This window comes from Pseudoduganella sp. R-32 (assembly GCF_049913245.1).
Lineage (GTDB): Bacteria > Pseudomonadota > Gammaproteobacteria > Burkholderiales > Burkholderiaceae_D > Rugamonas.
The window spans coordinates 5767993-5782846 of the sequence record NZ_CP183987.1 but is presented as its reverse complement, the minus strand read 5'-3'; the positions used below and the strand labels follow the sequence as shown (position 1 = coordinate 5782846).

The following is a 14854-nucleotide window of genomic DNA, read 5'->3' as shown; positions in this document are numbered from 1 at the left end:
AGCCAAACATTGGAGGGCAGATGCAGGTAAATCTTTTAGCTGCAGGTGGCGTTTTCCTGTTGGTGTTGCTGGCATCCAACGCTATCCGGCGTTCCTTCATGCGCCATGTGCAAGCGCGCGGCGCCGACCTGCCGGCTGCCGACACGGCCGGCTGGCTGCTGTTCTTCGGGCTGGCTTTCCTGGCCGCCGCCGTGCTCGGGGTGCTGAACCTTTCCAAGTTCCTCAACCTGGCGTTTTGCAGCACCTTGCTGGTGTTCGGCGTGGCGGCGCTGGTCGGCGCCTTCGTCATCGGTCGCCGTTAGCATCTTCCTGCCACGCCACCGGGATGTGGCGGATCTCGTTGCCATTCCACGCGGTGACCAGCCCTTCCACGCGTTTTCCGTCGACCTTCAGCGCTGCCACGTGATAGCGGTAGTCGGGCCCGAACTGGCGTTCGGCCGCGCGCCTTGCGCGTTCCGCGGCATCGCCATGCAGCAGTAGCGACAGTGTGACGCAGAGCATCAGCGACAGCGCGGCGCCGCTGGCGGCCGCCAGTCCCATGTGGCGCGCCTTGTGGCCGGCGGCGCGGCGCGCGGCAAGAACAGCGGGCGCGCCAAGGGTGCGGTACAGCCAGTGCAGCAGCAACAGCCAGGTTGCGCTGGTGACGAGGGAGGGGAGGATGCGCGGCTGCAGCCTGAGCTGGGTCAGGGTCAGGTCGACCGGCTGCATCAGGGGCCAGGCCAGCATCATCACGCCCAGCGCGCACAGGGCAAAGGCGGCCCCCCAGCGCACCAGCGACGCCATGTGCAGGCTGCCGGACAGCAAGCCGATACCGGCTGCCGCACCGAGCAGGAAAAGGCCGGACCGGATGGCCAGCAGGTCGCAGGTGCCCAGCACCACCAGCACCATGCCCGCCCGCTTAAGGATGGGAATGTGCGCGTCCATTGGAGTATTCTAGCGTAACATTTTCACTATGCTGGAAGGAAAGGAGACACCATGAAAAGCATGATTGCCGTGCTGTTTGCAACGCTGGCGCTGGCCCTGGGCGGTTGCCAGAAACCGGAAGACAAGCGCATCGGTCCGGCGGAACAGGCCGGCCGCGAGATCGACAAGGCCGCCAGCGTGGCAGGCGAAAAGCTGGACCAGGCGGCCAGCAAGGCTGAAGAAAAACTGGGCCAGGCCGGCGAGAAATTGGACCAGGCGGCCCAGCAGGCTGGCGAAAAGCTGAACAAGGCCACCGAAAAAATCGGCGAAAAAGTCGAGCAGGCTGGCAAGGAAATGCAGGAGTCGGCCCGCGAGGCGCGCAAGGAAAAGAACTAGTTCCCTGATTTGCTCTTCAGCGGCACCACATTGGAAGGCGGCGGCTCGTCGGGCATGCCGCCCAACACCAGCGTCAGGTCGACAAAGCCGGCGCGCCAGGCCTGCTCCAGGTTCTGCTCGATGGCCTCCATCGAGGTCTGTTCGAAGTTGCTGAAGCCGCGCACCCCGTAGGCGCGGTTGCGGCCATGGGCCTTGGCCAGGTACAGCGCCATGTCCACCAGGTTGACCGCACGTTCCCAAGGCAGCGGCAGGCCGCCCGGCGCCAGCGGGAATGGCGCAAAGCCGACCGATACATTCACGTGGATCATGTGGTCCTGGAACGGCACCGGCTGCGACGACACGCAGCTCAGGATGCGGCGCGCGATTTCGTCCACGCCGTTGCGCGGGATGGCCGGCAGGAAGGCCAGGAATTCCTCCCCGCCCCAGCGCACGATCATGTCGGTCTCGCGCAGCGCGATGCGCAGGCTCTCCGCTATCATCTTCAGCACCGCGTCGCCGGCGGCGTGGCCGTAGGTGTCGTTGACGTGCTTGAAGTGGTCGACGTCCAGCAGGAACAGGGCGCCGACGATGTCTTCACCGTTGGCGCCGCGCCGCTCCACCTGGTTGTGCGTGCGCATGTATTCCTGGAAGTGGCGGCGGTTGTACAGCGCCGTGAGCGGATCGAGCGAGCTTTGCGCCTTCAACTCCAGGTTCTTCACCTCGAGCTGGGCATTGGCCTGGCGTACCTTGCGATACAGCAGGCCGACAATCACGGCAGCCAGCGCGAACACCACCGCCAGCAGCCACCAGATGCGCTGCTGCAGGCGGCGCGCGGTCAGCTCCGCGCCCTTGGCCTGGTTTTCGTGCGATAGCTGTTCAATCTGGCGCTTCTTCTTTTCGGTGTCGTACTTTTCCTGCAGCTCCCACATGGTCTTCTTGCGCTGCGACTCGAACAATTCGTTCGAGATCTGGCGCTCGCGATGGTAGGCTTCCACCGCACCCTGGTAGTCGCCCACGCGTTCCAGCGCTTCGCCGTATTCGGTCAGGAGGGCTTGCAGCTCGGGCTTGTCGCCGGTCTTTTCGTAATAGGCCATGCCGAGCGCGAAGGACTTCTTTCCTTCCGCGACCTTGTTGGTTCCCATGTAGGCCTGGCCGGCATTGATGCGCGCCGTGGCTTCGTTGGCATCGTCGTTCGCATCGCGCGCGGCGGCCGAAGCTTCGTTGGCAAAACGCAGCGCGGCGGGGAAATCGTGCAGCTTCAGGTTGATATCGGACAGGTTCACCAGCGTGGTGGCGATCATGCGCTTGGCGCCGAGCTTGCGGGTCAGGTCCAGGTTGGCCAGCAGGGCGCGCATGCCGCGCTTGTATTGCTGCGTGTCGACCGCCAGGCCATATTCGGTGTTGTTGGCGATCGCCATGCGACCCGGCGAATTCAGGGTCTCCGACACTTCGAAGGTTTCGCCCAGCGTTTCCCACGCCTTGTCGTATTCGCGCACCTGGGTGTAGAACAGGGTGAGCGCATTGAGCGCGCTGGCCAGCGGTACCTTGTCGCTCTCGACCTTTTGCGCCAGCTCCACTGCCGACTGCAGGCGAATCAGGGCCACGGGATAATTGCCCTGTTCAGCGTAGCTTTGGCCGGCAGTGATGGTCGACTGCACGCGCAGCAACATGTCGTTGGTGTCGCTGGCCAGCTTTTCCGCTTCGAACGCCAGTTCGTGCGACACCTGGCGCTCGTTCATCGCCGAGCGCACGTAGGCCTTGGTCAGCAAGCCCTTGGCGATGATGATCTTGTTGTCCTGGGCACGGCCGAAGTCATGCAGTTCTTCGGCCAGCGCCAGCGCCACGTCATGCTTGCCCAGGCTGCGGTGGGTCAGGCTGAGCTGGGCCAGGAATTCGGCGCGGGTCAGGGGCGGGGCGGAGCGCGCCACCGGTTCCATCTGCTGCAACTGGACCAGGGCCTTGTCGGGAACGAAACGCACCAGTTCGCGGATCTGCGCGATTTCGCTGTCGAGGGGCGACTGGGCAAATGCAAGGCAGGGCGCAAGCAGGCAGGCGCCCGCCAGCGTTCGGAGGCGCTTGGAAATCGTCAAAACCGGAAAGCCTGGCAACTTGAGTCCTTGGGGTCGCATGAGCAGCGTGTGCGGTTCATTATATGCCTGTTGCAAGCGGGAAATCCGCAATGCCACTCACTATTTGCATGATAGACGCCCCAACTGTGGGGAAAATGCAAGTGGAATTTCCACTTGTGAAACTACTTGCCATCGCTTTCCGCTTGGCCCTCGATTTTTACCGTTCATCGCATTTCCTGCGCGGGCCCGCCGCTGGCTCGATAAAGTTTGCTTCAACAACATACTTGAGGCGAAAACAAGATGCTCGAATTGCGCAATGTCAGCAAGGCCTTCCGCGAACTGAAAGCGGTGGATGACGTTTCCCTGAAACTTGGTAGTGGCGTGGTCGGGCTTGTTGGTCACAATGGCGCCGGCAAGACCACCTTGATGCAATTGGTCGCCACGCTGTCGCGGCCGACTGCCGGCAGCATCCTGTTCGATGGCCAGGACATTGTGCGCAATCCGGATGCGATGCGGCGCCGCCTTGGCTTCCTGCCGCAGGAGTTCGGGGTCTATCCGAACCTGAGCGCGCTGGAGTGCATGCAGTATTTCGCTGCGCTGAAGGGCGTGCGCGATCCCGCCCGCATTCGCCACTTGCTGGAACTGGTGAACCTGTCCGAGCATGCGCGGCGGCCGGCGGCATCGTTCTCGGGCGGCATGCGGCGCCGCCTGGGGATCGCCCAGGCGCTGCTGAACGATCCCGATATCCTGATCGTGGATGAACCGACAGCGGGCCTGGACCCGGAAGAGCGCCTGCGCTTCCGCCGCCTGTTGTCCGAACTGGGTTTCGGCAAGCTTGTGATCGTGTCGACTCATATCGTGCCGGATGTGGAGAGCATCGCCGGCCAACTGGCCATCATGCGCAAGGGCCGCTTGCTGGCGCTGGAAACGCCGGACGCCATCCTGCAGCGGGCGCGCGGCCAGGTGTGGCAGGCCAGCGTCGATGCCGCCGATTACGATGCGCTGCGCAGCCGCTTCCATGTGCTGCAGGCGCAACGCCAGGGCCCGCAGGTGCAGCTGCGCGTGGCGCATCCGGGGCAGCCGTTTGCGGGCGCGCATGCGGTCGAGCCGAGCCTGGAAGAAGCGCTGATGGCGCAACGCTATGCGCTGTCGGAACCGCTCGCGGAGGCCGCATGAATGCAATCGGTGTCATGGCGCTCAATGAAGTGCGCTTGCGGCTGCGCCGGCGGTCCACGCTGGTGGCGCTGCTGGCGGCGATGGCCCTGTGCTGGCTCGGCATTTCCGATCCGGCCGATGGCGTCACGATGATGATGATCGACCAAAAGCGTGTGCTGTACACCAGCCAGGCGCTGGCCTTTGGCAGTGCCCATATCGCCGGCATGCTGCTCGGACTGGCAGGCTTCTACCTGGTGCGCGGTCGCGTTGCAGACGACCTGCAAAGCGGCATGGGCGCAGTGATCGGTGCAACAGGCGCCAGCAATGCCTTGCTGGTTGCCGGGCGCTGGCTGGGCGGCGTGGCGTACCTGGTGCTGTTCGTGTTTGCCTACCTTGCTTCCACCCTGGCGCTGCATGCCTTGCGCGGCGAAGGGCCGATCGAAGTGCTGGTCTACCTGCAAACCTATCTGCTGATGCTGCTGCCGATCGTCAGCTACGCGGCCGCCTGCGCGGTCCTGTTCGACAATATCGGGCCGTTGCTGGGCAAGCGCGGCGACGTATTGTTCTTCTTCCTGTGGTGCATGCAGTTTGGCGCGCTGGTTGGCGTGACCGAGAGCCCGGGAGCGCTGTGGCCGATGTTTCTCGATTTCTCGGGGCTGTCGGTGGCTGTGACGACACTGCGCGAACATTTTGCGACGACATCCTTTGTCCTCGGCCGGAGTGCTTTCGATCCGGCTGGAGCGACGCTGCTCTTTCCGGCGTCCTTGTGGACCTTGAAAGCGTGGGGCATCCGTGCGGCGACGCTGTCGCTGTCCATGCTGCTGCTGGTGCCGGCAACCCTGTTCTTCCATCGTTATTCGCCGGACCGGGTGCGGCCACGATCGGTGCGCGGCAACCGCCTGCTGGCGCTGGCCGACCGTGCGCTGCGCCCGGTGGCGGTGGTGTTGCGGCCCTTGCCGGGACTGGCGATGCGCGTGCCGGGCTTTGCTGGCGAAGTACTGGCGGAAGTGGCGCTTGTGCTGTCCATGTCGCCTTCCGCAGCGCTGGTTCTTGCAGCGGGCACCGTGGCGGCAGCGCTGGCCGCGCCCGAGGTCCTTCCGGGCGTGATGACTGCCGGCGTGGCGGGGTGGGGCATGATTGTGTGCGGCATTGCGCCGCGCGATTGGCAGAGCGGGGCGGATGCGATGACCGCGGCGCTGCCTGGAGGCTTGGCGCGGCGCTACCTGCGGCAGTGGGCGGCCAGCCTGGTGCTCGCCCTGCCGCTTGCCATCGTGGCCCTGCGCTGGTCGCTCGACGCTCCGCTGCGCGCTGTTGCTGCAGTTTCCGGCGTGCTGGCGCTGGCATCTGCCGCCAGCCTGCTGGGTGGCTTGACGCGCGGGTCGCGGCTGTTCCTGGCGTTGTTCCTGTTCACCTGGTATATCGCGCTCAATACGCCGAAAGAAGCCGCGCTGGACCTGGTCGGCTTCAATGGCTCCGCAAACGCGGCGACCGTGTCGGCATGGGCGATTGCGGGCTGCCTCGCGTGGGCCGCGGGATTCGTGCACGCCAGCCGCTGGCGCAGCGCTTAGAACTCTTCCCAGCCTTCGCTTGCCGGCGCCGTATTGCGCGCCGTAGCGCGCCGGGATCGCTCCGGGTCGCCTGAGCGGGGCGGAGCCGCGCCGGCAGCGTTGCGGCCGGAGGCCCTGGCTGTGGCGCGGGGTGCCGCCACGTTTGCCGGCGCCTTGGCCGCCAGCGCGACCCCGGTGCGCGCTTTGGCGGCTACGGCGCCGCCCTTCAGCCGGAAGATGCTGACCGCATGCGCCAGAGCCTGGGCTTGCTCCTGCAAGCTTTCCGCCGCGGCAGCAGCTTGCTCGACCAGTGCCGCATTTTGCTGCGTCATCGCATCCATCTGTCCGATCGCCTGGTTCACTTCGCCGATGCCGCTGCCCTGCTGCTGGCTGGCGCTGGTAATTTCCCCCATGATGCCGGCCACCTTGTGCACCGAAGCGACAATACGCTGCATGGTATCGCCGGCTGCATCGACCAGCCGTCCGCCTTCTTCCACACGCGACACCGAAGTGCCGATCAATTCCTTGATTTCCCTGGCCGCGGCCGCACTGCGCTGCGCCAGGTTGCGCACCTCCGACGCCACCACTGCAAAGCCGCGCCCTTGTTCGCCCGCCCTTGCAGCTTCCACTGCCGCATTCAGCGCCAGGATATTGGTCTGGAACGCGATGCCATCGATCACGCCGATGATGTCGCTGATGCGCGCCGAACTATCCTTGATCGCGCCCATGGTGGCAACCACCTGCGAGACGACGTCGCCGCCTTGCTCCGCCACCTGCGCCGCATCTGCTGCCAGATGGTTGGCCTGCTGTGCGTTGCTGGCGTTCTGCTGCACGGTGTCGGTCAGGTTCTCCATCGCGCTGGCCGTCTCCTCCAGCGAGGAAGCCTGCGTTTCGGTGCGGGCCGACAGGTCGGCGTTGCCTTTGGCGATCTCGCCGGTGGCCACTGTCATCTGATCGGTGCTGTTGCGGATATTGCCGATCATTTCCGCCAGGCCTTTGTTGATGTGCTCCATCGCTTGCAGCAGCTGGCCGATTTCGTCGCTGCGGCTGGAGTCGATGTCCCGGCTCAAATCACCGCCTGCAATGCATTCGGCGGTATCGATCGCCTGTTGCAGGCCCGAGCGGATATAACGGTAAGCGAACAGCAGGCATGCCACGGCTGCGATGACCGACATGGCTTGCAGCGCCTGCGCCAGGCGTTGGGCGCGTTCGAAGGCGGTGCTGGCTGCAGCCACTTCGGCGCTGGTGCGTTCGTCGAGCAGGGCCAGGAACTCATTCACCGGCTGCATGATCCTGGCCTTGTTCTGGTGGTAGGCCTTGTCATGCATGATGCGGCGGGCCATCTCCGGATCGGGCGGGCCTTCGCGCGTGAAGCCGCCCTTGCCGTCATCGAACTTGCCCTTGACCGCGTTCATCGCGATGACCTCGGTGTGAACCAGCTCGTTGGAGTTGGCTTCCGCTTCCTTCAGCTTGGCGAATTCCTGGCCGGTGAAGCCGGCGCGTTTCATCAGCTCCGACAAGGCGATGGCCTGACCGGAGGAGGGCGGCACCGACGTACCTGCGGCGACGAAGTCCCAATAGATGCGTTCATAGTTTTTCGGGCGCGGCTTCTGGCCGTTGCGGATGGCCAGTATGTCCATGTACTGCTGCTCGTAAGCCGCCTCGCCCGACACCACATAGGTGCGCGCCAGGCGGGTCAGGTCGTCCGAACTTTGCCGCAATTCGTCGGCAAGCAGATAGGACTGGTAGCGCGAATCGGCGGCCTGCTTGGCTTCCGCCCCTTTGCTGGAGACACGGAGCAATGCCAGCATGGTCAGTGTTGCCAGCACGACCGTAATGGCAAAAAACGCCAGGAAGATACGTTTGATGGATAGGTTCTTTTGCATGGCGCTGTCCCCCCTCTGGAGGACAGCATACCCCGACTACCAGGCAACTAGTAATTCTTATCGTGCGGAAACCAGAATCAGGCGGCGAGCTGTTGCAAAAGGTAAAGGCGCTGGTACAAGCCGTTGTCAATCTGCATGAGATCCTCGTGCGGCCCCTGTTCCACGATGCGTCCGTGGTTCAGCACGATGATGCGGTCCGCCTCGCGGATGGTGGACAGGCGGTGCGCGATGGCGATGATGGTGACCTGGCCGCGCAGTTCCTTGAGCGCCACCTGCACGATCTGTTCGGTGTGCGAATCGATGCGCGAGGTGGCTTCGTCAAGCAGCAGGATGCGCGGCTTGCCCGCCAGTGCGCGCGCAATGGCAATGAGCTGCTTCTGGCCGGAGGACAGGCGCGAGCCGCCTTCGCCCAGCACGGTTTCGTAGCCGTCTTCCATCGCCATGATGAAGTCGTGGCAGTGCGCCGCACGCGCCGCGGCCTCGATTTCCTGCCGCGGCAGGCCGCGGCCCATGTCGATATTTTCGCGAGCGGAAGCGGCCAGCAGGAAGGGATCTTGCGGCACCAGTCCCACGTCGGCGCGGAACTGCTCGTTGTCGATTTCATCGAGCAGCATGCCATTCATGCGGATGCTGCCGTGCGGGGCGGGGTAGTAGCGCAGCAGCAGCGACAGCAGGGTCGACTTGCCGCTGCCGGTGTGGCCGACGATGCCGAAGAAGGCGCCTTGCGGAATCTCCAGCGACAACTGGTGCAGCACCCGCTGGCCTTCGATGTATTCGAAATCCAGCGCGCGGATATCGATGGCGGGGGCGCCGTCATCGTTGGCGGCGTGGCGCACATGGGAGCCGGCAGCGCTGCGATGTTCCGGCGCGCTCTGTTCGCCGAGCAGGATCGCTACGCGCGATGTCGCCACCACCGATTGCTGCAACTGGCTGAACTGCATGGTGATCTGGATCAGCGGCTCGATGACGCGCGCGATGTAGTTGATGAAGGCATACAGCACGCCCACTTCCGCCGCGCTCATGTCGCGCTGGCCGAACATGAAGATCACGGACGCCAGTAGCAGGATGTTCAGCATGTCGAGCGCGGGACGCAGCAGCCAGGCGTTGGCGCGGATCTCGGCCAGGCGCTGCGTGTAGTGTTCCGCGTTGGTTTGCGCGAAGCGTTCGCCGAAACGCTGCTCCGCATTATTCGCCTGCAGTACGGTCATGCCGCCGATGGATTCGGCGATCTGCGCATTGATGTCGCTGCGCAGCTGGCGGGCGCGGGTCACGGCCGGAGCGCTCAGGCGCTGGTAAGCCCACACGATCACCAGCACGAAAGGCAGCAGCGCGACCACGAGGGTCATCAGGCGCCAATCCAGCCAAGCCATGGCGGCTACGGTGCCGGCCAGGACGATGGTGCTGTCCAGGATCACGAACAGGACCTGGATGTAGAGGCCTTTCACGGCCTCGGTATCGTTGGTCACGCGCGACACCAGTTGGCCGGTGATGGCGCGATCGAAAAAGGCCATCGGCAGCCGCAGCACGTGGCTGTAGACGCGCTCGCGCAGCCGCTGCACTGAACGCATGGCGACGCCGGACAGGCGGGCCAGTTGCAGGTAGCGCACCCAGGTGGCGATCCAGCCGGTCAGCAGCACGCCGCCCAGCAGCAGGGCCATGCGGGTCCAGTCCAGGTGCCTTGGCAGCAGGTGTTCGTCGATCAGGCGCTTGCCCAGCAGGGGACCCAGCACTTCCATGCCGGCTGCAAAGGCCAGCCACAGCACGGCCCAGCCGAGATGGTGCAGGTCCGGACCGGAAGCTTCTTTGAGGAGGCCGACGGCCTGGCGCGTCTGTTCGCGCGCGCTTGTTTTATCAGGCTGCGTCAAGGCTGGCCTCCAGTTGTTGGTAGCGCCACTGGCTGGCGTACCAGCCGTTCAGCGCAAGCAATTCTTCATGCGTGCCTGATTCGGTGATGCGGCCATGCTGCAGCACCACGATCTGGTCCGCATCGACCACGGCGCTCAGGCGGTGGCTGGCGATGATGGCGCAACGGCTGGCGTGGGCGCGGCGCAGTTCTTCGAGGTGTTCGAGGATGGCGGTTTCGGTGCCGGTGTCCACTGCGGACAAGGCATCGTCCAGCAGCAGCAAATCGTTGTCCGAGAGCAGGGCGCGCGCGATTGCAACACGCTGGCGCTGGCCGCCGGACAAGGTGATGCCCTTCTCGCCGACTTCGGTCTCGTACTTGTGCGGGAACAGCAGGATGTCGTCGTGGATCGCAGCCAGGCTGGCTGCGCGCTCGACTTCCGCACGCGTGGCGCCGGGCTTGGCCAGCGCGATATTGTCGGCAATCGAAGCCGAGAACAGGAACGTTTCCTGCGGCACCCAGCTGATGGCCGCGCGCAGCGCCTGCAGCGTGTACTGGTCCAGCGCGTGGCCGCTCCATCGCGCGCTGCCCTGCGTTGGCGTGACCTGGCGCAGCAGCACGCGCAGCAGGGTCGACTTGCCGGCGCCGGTCGGGCCGACCAGGCCGAGGGTCTGGCCCGGCTTCAAGGTCAGCGAGATATCGGACAGCGCCGGCTCGTGCTGGCCGGGATAGGCGAAGCCCACGCCGCGCAGTTCGAGGTTGCCGGGCGCCACATGGGGCAGGGTGCCATGGTCCTCGATGCTCAAGGGGGCATCGAGCATCGGTTGCAGGCGCGCGTAAGCAGCGCGGCCACGCTCGATCAGCGACAGCACCCAGCCCGCCGCAAACATCGGCCAGATCAATTGGCCGAGGTACATGCTGAAAGACGTCAGCTCGCCAATGGTCAATTCGCCGCGCCACACGAGAAAGCCGCCCAGGCCCAGCGACAGGCCGGTGGCCGCGGTGAGCGTCAGGCCGACAGCGGGCTCGTACGCCGCTTCCCAGCGCTGGGCAGTCAGGCTGGCGTCGGCAGCGGCGCCAGCCAGTTCTTCAAAACGCCTGCTGCTGCGCTGTTCCAGCCCAAGCGCACGCAGGGTACGCACCCCGGACAGCGTTTCCTGCACATGATCATTCAAGGCACTGAAGCGCTTCAACGAATCGGCGGAAGCGGTATGGATATGCGACGAGATGCGCCAGAAAGCCCAGGCCATCAGCGGGAACGGAATCAGCGCGAACAAGGCCAGGCGCCAGTCGACGCCGACCAGCATCATGCCCAGCACCAGCAGCAGGGTGAGCGAACCGTCAAAACCGGCCAGCATTGCTTCGCCAGCCGCCATCTCGATCGCATCGATGTCGTTGGTGGCCAGGGCCATCAGGTCGCCGGTGCGCTGCTTCTGGAAGAATTGCGGACCTTGCAGCGACAAGCGGCGGTAGAAGCGCGTGCGCAGCTCAACGCCCAATTGATAAGCGGCCGAAAAGAGCTTCATGCGCCAGGCGACGCGCAAGCCATAATTTGCCACGCCCAGCAAGAGCAGCAGGCCGATCGCCTGCCACAAAGCCTCAGGCCCAAGCTTGCCCGCCGCCAGGCCATCAACCATATAGCCGATCTGGCGCGGAATACAGATACCGATGACGGCAACGCCGGTCAGCATGGCGCCGGCGGCTGCGTAAGGACGCCAATGGCTGCGGACGAAGCCACCGATCAGGCGCGATAAACTCATATGCTTATTAGAAAAATGCTGCCAAGAGCCTGCAAGGATACCTCAGGGCAGAATTTTTCGCCGAGCGCGCCAAGATGAAAGTCGGGGTCAGGTCTGGCAATCCGCCAAATTGGCGGATTGCCAGACCTGACCCCGACTTTTAAATCACTTGTGGGCTTTGGCGGCGTTGGCGTGGGCGGCTTTTGCGTCGGGGAAGCTGGCGGCTGGCTTGGCTGCTTTGGCGTCAGCTTTTACTTCCGGCTTGCTTTCTGCTGCCTCGGGCTTGGCTTCTACCTTGGCGTCAGTTTTGGGGACTGGCTTGGCTTCGGTTTTGGCTGCCTTCGGTGCGGGAGCTGGTGCCGGAGCAGGGGCTGGTGCCGGAGCAGGGACCGCCACTGGCGCTGGCGCCGCAATCGGGGCGGACAGCTTGGGCGCGATCGCGGCTTGCTGGCCGGCTTCCTTCAATTGCTCCTGCGCTGCCTGGAACAAGTCTGCCTGGGTTTTGCTGGCAATGCTGAACAGCTCGCGGTTGTAGGCAAACAGGCCGTCGAGATTCGGCACGCGGGCAGTGCTCCTGGCGAAGAATTCTTGCGGGTCTTTCGCTTCCAGCAGCTCGCGCGCAGCGGCGGAACTTTTTTCGACGGAGGCCTTGGTGGTGCTCAGGTTGAGCGCAATCACCTTTTGCGCGCCTTCGAAGGCAGTGGTGGCGAAGTTGTTGAGGATTTTCAGCTGCGCTTCCAGCTGCGACTTGGTGGCTGCGGAAAATTGCTCGGGAATCGAAAACATATTTTCTCCTGGATCGATGGGAAATGGTGCGCTGCAATAAACCCATTCTAGCGACGAAATATGGTAATGGAAAGACATTTTTGCCGACTATTGAAGCAGAAGTTATGCAGTGCAACATTGCGTGCCCTGGCCAGCCTGCCTACAATCGGCCATCCCCACCTGTGGAGCTAAGCGATGGATCTTGTAATCCGCAATGCCAGTTTGCCCGATGGCCGCCAGGGCATCGATATCGCCATCGCGCAGGGACGCATCGTCGATGTCGCTCCTGCTTTGCAAGCCAAGGGGGCTCGCGAGATCGATGCGGAAGGCGACCTGGTCACGCCGCCTTTCGTCGATGCGCATTTCCATCTGGACGCGACGCTAAGCTACGGCCTGCCGCGTGTGAACCAGTCGGGCACACTGTTGGAAGGCATCGCGCTGTGGGGCGAGCTGAAGCCGGAGCTGACGCAGGAAGCGCTGATGGAGCGCGCCTTGCAGTATTGCGATTGGGCCGTGGCGCGCGGCCTGCTCGCCATTCGCAGCCACGTTGATGTATGCGACGAGCGCTTGCTCGCCGTGGAAGCGCTGCTGGAGGTGAAACGCCGCGTGGCCCCTTACCTTGACTTGCAACTGGTGGCTTTCCCGCAGGATGGCGTGCTGCGCTGCCCAGGTGCGCTGGACAACCTGAAGCGCGCAATTGCCATGGGCGTCGACGTGGTCGGCGGCATTCCGCATTTCGAACGCACCATGGCCGATGGCGCCGAGTCTGTGCGCGTGCTGTGCGAATTCGCGGCCGGGAAGGGCTTGCGCGTCGATATGCACTGCGATGAATCGGACGATCCGCTGTCGCGCCATATCGAAACCCTGGCCTTCCACACGCAGCGTCTTGGCTTGCAGGGCCGCGTGGCCGGCTCGCACCTGACGTCCATGCATTCGATGGACAACTACTACGCCAGCAAGCTCCTGCCGCTGATCCGTGAAGCCGGCGTGGCCGCCATCGCCAACCCGCTGATCAACATCACCTTGCAGGGGCGCCACGACAGCTATCCCAAGCGGCGCGGCATGACGCGTGTGCCGGAGCTGCTGGCGCACGGCATCGACGTCGCCTTCGGCCACGATTGCGTGATGGATCCGTGGTACAGCCTGGGCTCGGGCGACATGCTGGAAGTGGCCCACATGGGCTTGCACGTGGCGCAGATGACCGGGCAGGATGCAATGCGCGCCTGCTTTGCGGCGGTGACGGAAACACCGGCAAAGATCCTCGGCCTGGATGGCTACGGCCTGCAACCCGGCTGCCACGCCGACCTGGTGCTGCTCGATGCCCGCGATCCGGTGGAGGCAATCCGCCTGCGCGCTGCGCGGCGGCTGGTGCTGCGGCGCGGGCAGGTGGTGGCTGAATCGCCGCGGGCGGCGGCGCGCCTGGCCTTGCCGGGCCGGCCGCAGCAAGTCGATTTCCGCCTGTCCGGGCATGCTGGACTTGCAAGGGAAAATGCATGAAAATTCAGCATCATTCCTGCCGTTGGGAGCAGCTTTGAAAGACATCGTCATCCGCCCGGCTACTGAGGCCGATTTCGACTCCATGTGGACGATTTTCCAGGAGTTGATCGCCAGCGGTGATACCTATTACTTCGCCGCGGAGACCAGCCGCGACGACTGCCACGCGTACTGGTTCGGGCGCGGCATCAAGAGCTGGGTGGCGGTGTTGAATACCGGCCGCCTGCTTGGCATGTACCGCCTGCTGCCCAACCAGCTCGACCGGGGTTCGCATGTGGCCAACGCTTCCTTCATGGTCAGCCCCGCTGCGCAAGGCGTGGGCATCGGCAAGATGCTGGGCCGCCATTGCCTGGAACAGGCGCGGCGCGATGGCTTCCTCGCCATGCAGTTCAATTATGTGGTCAGTACCAATGTTTCTGCCGTGCTGCTGTGGAAGCGGCTCGGCTTTTCAGTCATAGGCACGCTGCCGCGCGCCTATCGCCACAAGCAGCTCGGTTTTGTCGACGTGTATGTGATGTACAAGTTCCTGGCCGACCCCAACGATTGGCCGGAGCAATGATCGATACCAGACGACTGACCCTGCGTCCCGCAACTGTTGATGATGCTGCGTTCTACCTGCGCCTGGTGAACGAGCCTTCCTTCCTCGAAAACATTGGCGACAAGGGCGTGCGCGACCTTGAAGGCGCGCGCGCCGCCTTGCTCGCCGGCCCCGTCGCCATGCAGGCCCGGTTGGGCTATTCCTTGTGGATGGTGGTGCGCAAGGAAGATGGCGCCGCCATCGGCATGTGCGGCTTGATCAAGCGCGACACCTTGCCCGATACCGATATAGGCTATGCCTACCTGCCAGCCTATTGGGGCCAGGGCTATGCGTGGGAAGCGGCAGCGGCGGCCATGGCCTACGGCCGCGATGTCGTTGGCTTGCCGCGCTTGCTAGGCATCGTGTCGCCCGGCAATACGGCGTCGTCAGCGTTGCTGATGAAGCTTGGCATGCACTTTGTCGAGCGGCTTGATGCGGGAAAGACGGATCTTTACCGCATGGAGTTTCCCCCGCGCCACAGCTAGGTTGTTGCGAAAACAG

At 64.2% G+C, this 14854-nt stretch carries 13 protein-coding genes; 7 read left to right on the top strand and 6 right to left on the bottom strand.

The genetic code is table 11. From position 1 onward, the window contains the following. Window positions 1–20 precede the first annotated feature (20 nt). Window positions 21–302: a hypothetical protein gene (locus ACN9MU_RS26430; protein WP_426164226.1), complete on the top strand. Its 282-nt coding sequence runs from the start codon at window positions 21–23 to the stop codon at window positions 300–302. Here ACN9MU_RS26430 and ACN9MU_RS26425 read toward each other — a convergent pair. After that, on the bottom strand, window positions 286–924 hold the full coding sequence (locus ACN9MU_RS26425; protein WP_426164224.1) for a hypothetical protein: 639 nt from the start codon (window positions 922–924) through the stop codon (window positions 286–288). The two genes, ACN9MU_RS26430 and ACN9MU_RS26425, sit on opposite strands and share 17 nt — an antisense overlap. A 51-nt stretch (window positions 925–975) precedes the next feature. On the opposite strand from ACN9MU_RS26425, the gene ACN9MU_RS26420 reads away from it, so the two are divergent. Next, window positions 976–1299, top strand: coding sequence for a hypothetical protein (locus ACN9MU_RS26420; RefSeq protein WP_426164222.1), 324 nt, complete (start codon window positions 976–978; stop codon window positions 1297–1299). Here ACN9MU_RS26420 and ACN9MU_RS26415 read toward each other — a convergent pair. Continuing rightward, window positions 1296–3368 carry a GGDEF domain-containing protein gene (locus ACN9MU_RS26415; RefSeq protein ID WP_426343655.1) on the bottom strand — a complete coding sequence of 691 codons (2073 nt, stop codon included), beginning with the start codon at window positions 3366–3368 and terminating at the stop codon, window positions 1296–1298. The two genes, ACN9MU_RS26420 and ACN9MU_RS26415, sit on opposite strands and share 4 nt — an antisense overlap. 279 nt (window positions 3369–3647) lie before the next feature. Between ACN9MU_RS26415 and ACN9MU_RS26410 the strand changes: the two genes are divergently transcribed. Both ACN9MU_RS26410 and ACN9MU_RS26405 read left to right on the top strand, forming a co-directional pair. Then, on the top strand, window positions 3648–4523 hold the full coding sequence (locus tag ACN9MU_RS26410; protein ID WP_426343654.1) for an ABC transporter ATP-binding protein: 876 nt from the start codon (window positions 3648–3650) through the stop codon (window positions 4521–4523). Beyond that, entirely contained in the window at window positions 4520–6070 is a 1551-nt protein-coding gene (locus ACN9MU_RS26405) for a hypothetical protein (RefSeq protein WP_426343653.1), read from the top strand. The genes ACN9MU_RS26410 and ACN9MU_RS26405 overlap by 4 nt, the downstream gene beginning before the upstream one ends. Here ACN9MU_RS26405 and ACN9MU_RS26400 read toward each other — a convergent pair. The 4 genes from ACN9MU_RS26400 to phaP all read right to left on the bottom strand — a co-directional run bounded on the left by ACN9MU_RS26400 (window position 6067) and on the right by phaP (window position 12303). Then, on the bottom strand, window positions 6067–7935 hold the full coding sequence (locus ACN9MU_RS26400) for a methyl-accepting chemotaxis protein (protein WP_426343652.1): 1869 nt from the start codon (window positions 7933–7935) through the stop codon (window positions 6067–6069). The two genes, ACN9MU_RS26405 and ACN9MU_RS26400, sit on opposite strands and share 4 nt — an antisense overlap. Window positions 7936–8012: 77 nt before the next feature. Further along, window positions 8013–9800, bottom strand: a complete 1788-nt coding sequence (locus ACN9MU_RS26395; RefSeq protein WP_426319078.1) for an ABC transporter ATP-binding protein — start codon at window positions 9798–9800, stop codon at window positions 8013–8015. Further along, window positions 9787–11538, bottom strand: coding sequence for an ABC transporter ATP-binding protein (locus tag ACN9MU_RS26390; RefSeq protein WP_426343651.1), 1752 nt, complete (start codon window positions 11536–11538; stop codon window positions 9787–9789). Before ACN9MU_RS26390 ends, ACN9MU_RS26395 begins: the two co-directional genes overlap by 14 nt. A 144-nt stretch (window positions 11539–11682) precedes the next feature. Then, window positions 11683–12303, bottom strand: coding sequence for a TIGR01841 family phasin (phaP, locus tag ACN9MU_RS26385; protein WP_426343650.1), 621 nt, complete (start codon window positions 12301–12303; stop codon window positions 11683–11685). 174 nt (window positions 12304–12477) lie between these two features. Between phaP and ACN9MU_RS26380 the strand changes: the two genes are divergently transcribed. The 3 genes from ACN9MU_RS26380 to ACN9MU_RS26370 are packed head-to-tail and all read left to right on the top strand — an operon-like array spanning window position 12478 to window position 14838. Then, a complete protein-coding gene (locus ACN9MU_RS26380; protein ID WP_426343649.1) occupies window positions 12478–13779 on the top strand; it encodes an amidohydrolase family protein in 1302 nt (433 codons plus the stop codon). Between the two features lie 34 nt (window positions 13780–13813). Further along, window positions 13814–14335, top strand: coding sequence for a GNAT family N-acetyltransferase (locus tag ACN9MU_RS26375; RefSeq protein WP_426343648.1), 522 nt, complete (start codon window positions 13814–13816; stop codon window positions 14333–14335). After that, the gene (locus ACN9MU_RS26370; protein ID WP_426343647.1) at window positions 14332–14838 is read left to right on the top strand and encodes a GNAT family N-acetyltransferase; all 507 of its coding nucleotides are present in this window, start codon (window positions 14332–14334) and stop codon (window positions 14836–14838) included. Before ACN9MU_RS26375 ends, ACN9MU_RS26370 begins: the two co-directional genes overlap by 4 nt. Window positions 14839–14854: the final 16 nt, after the last annotated feature.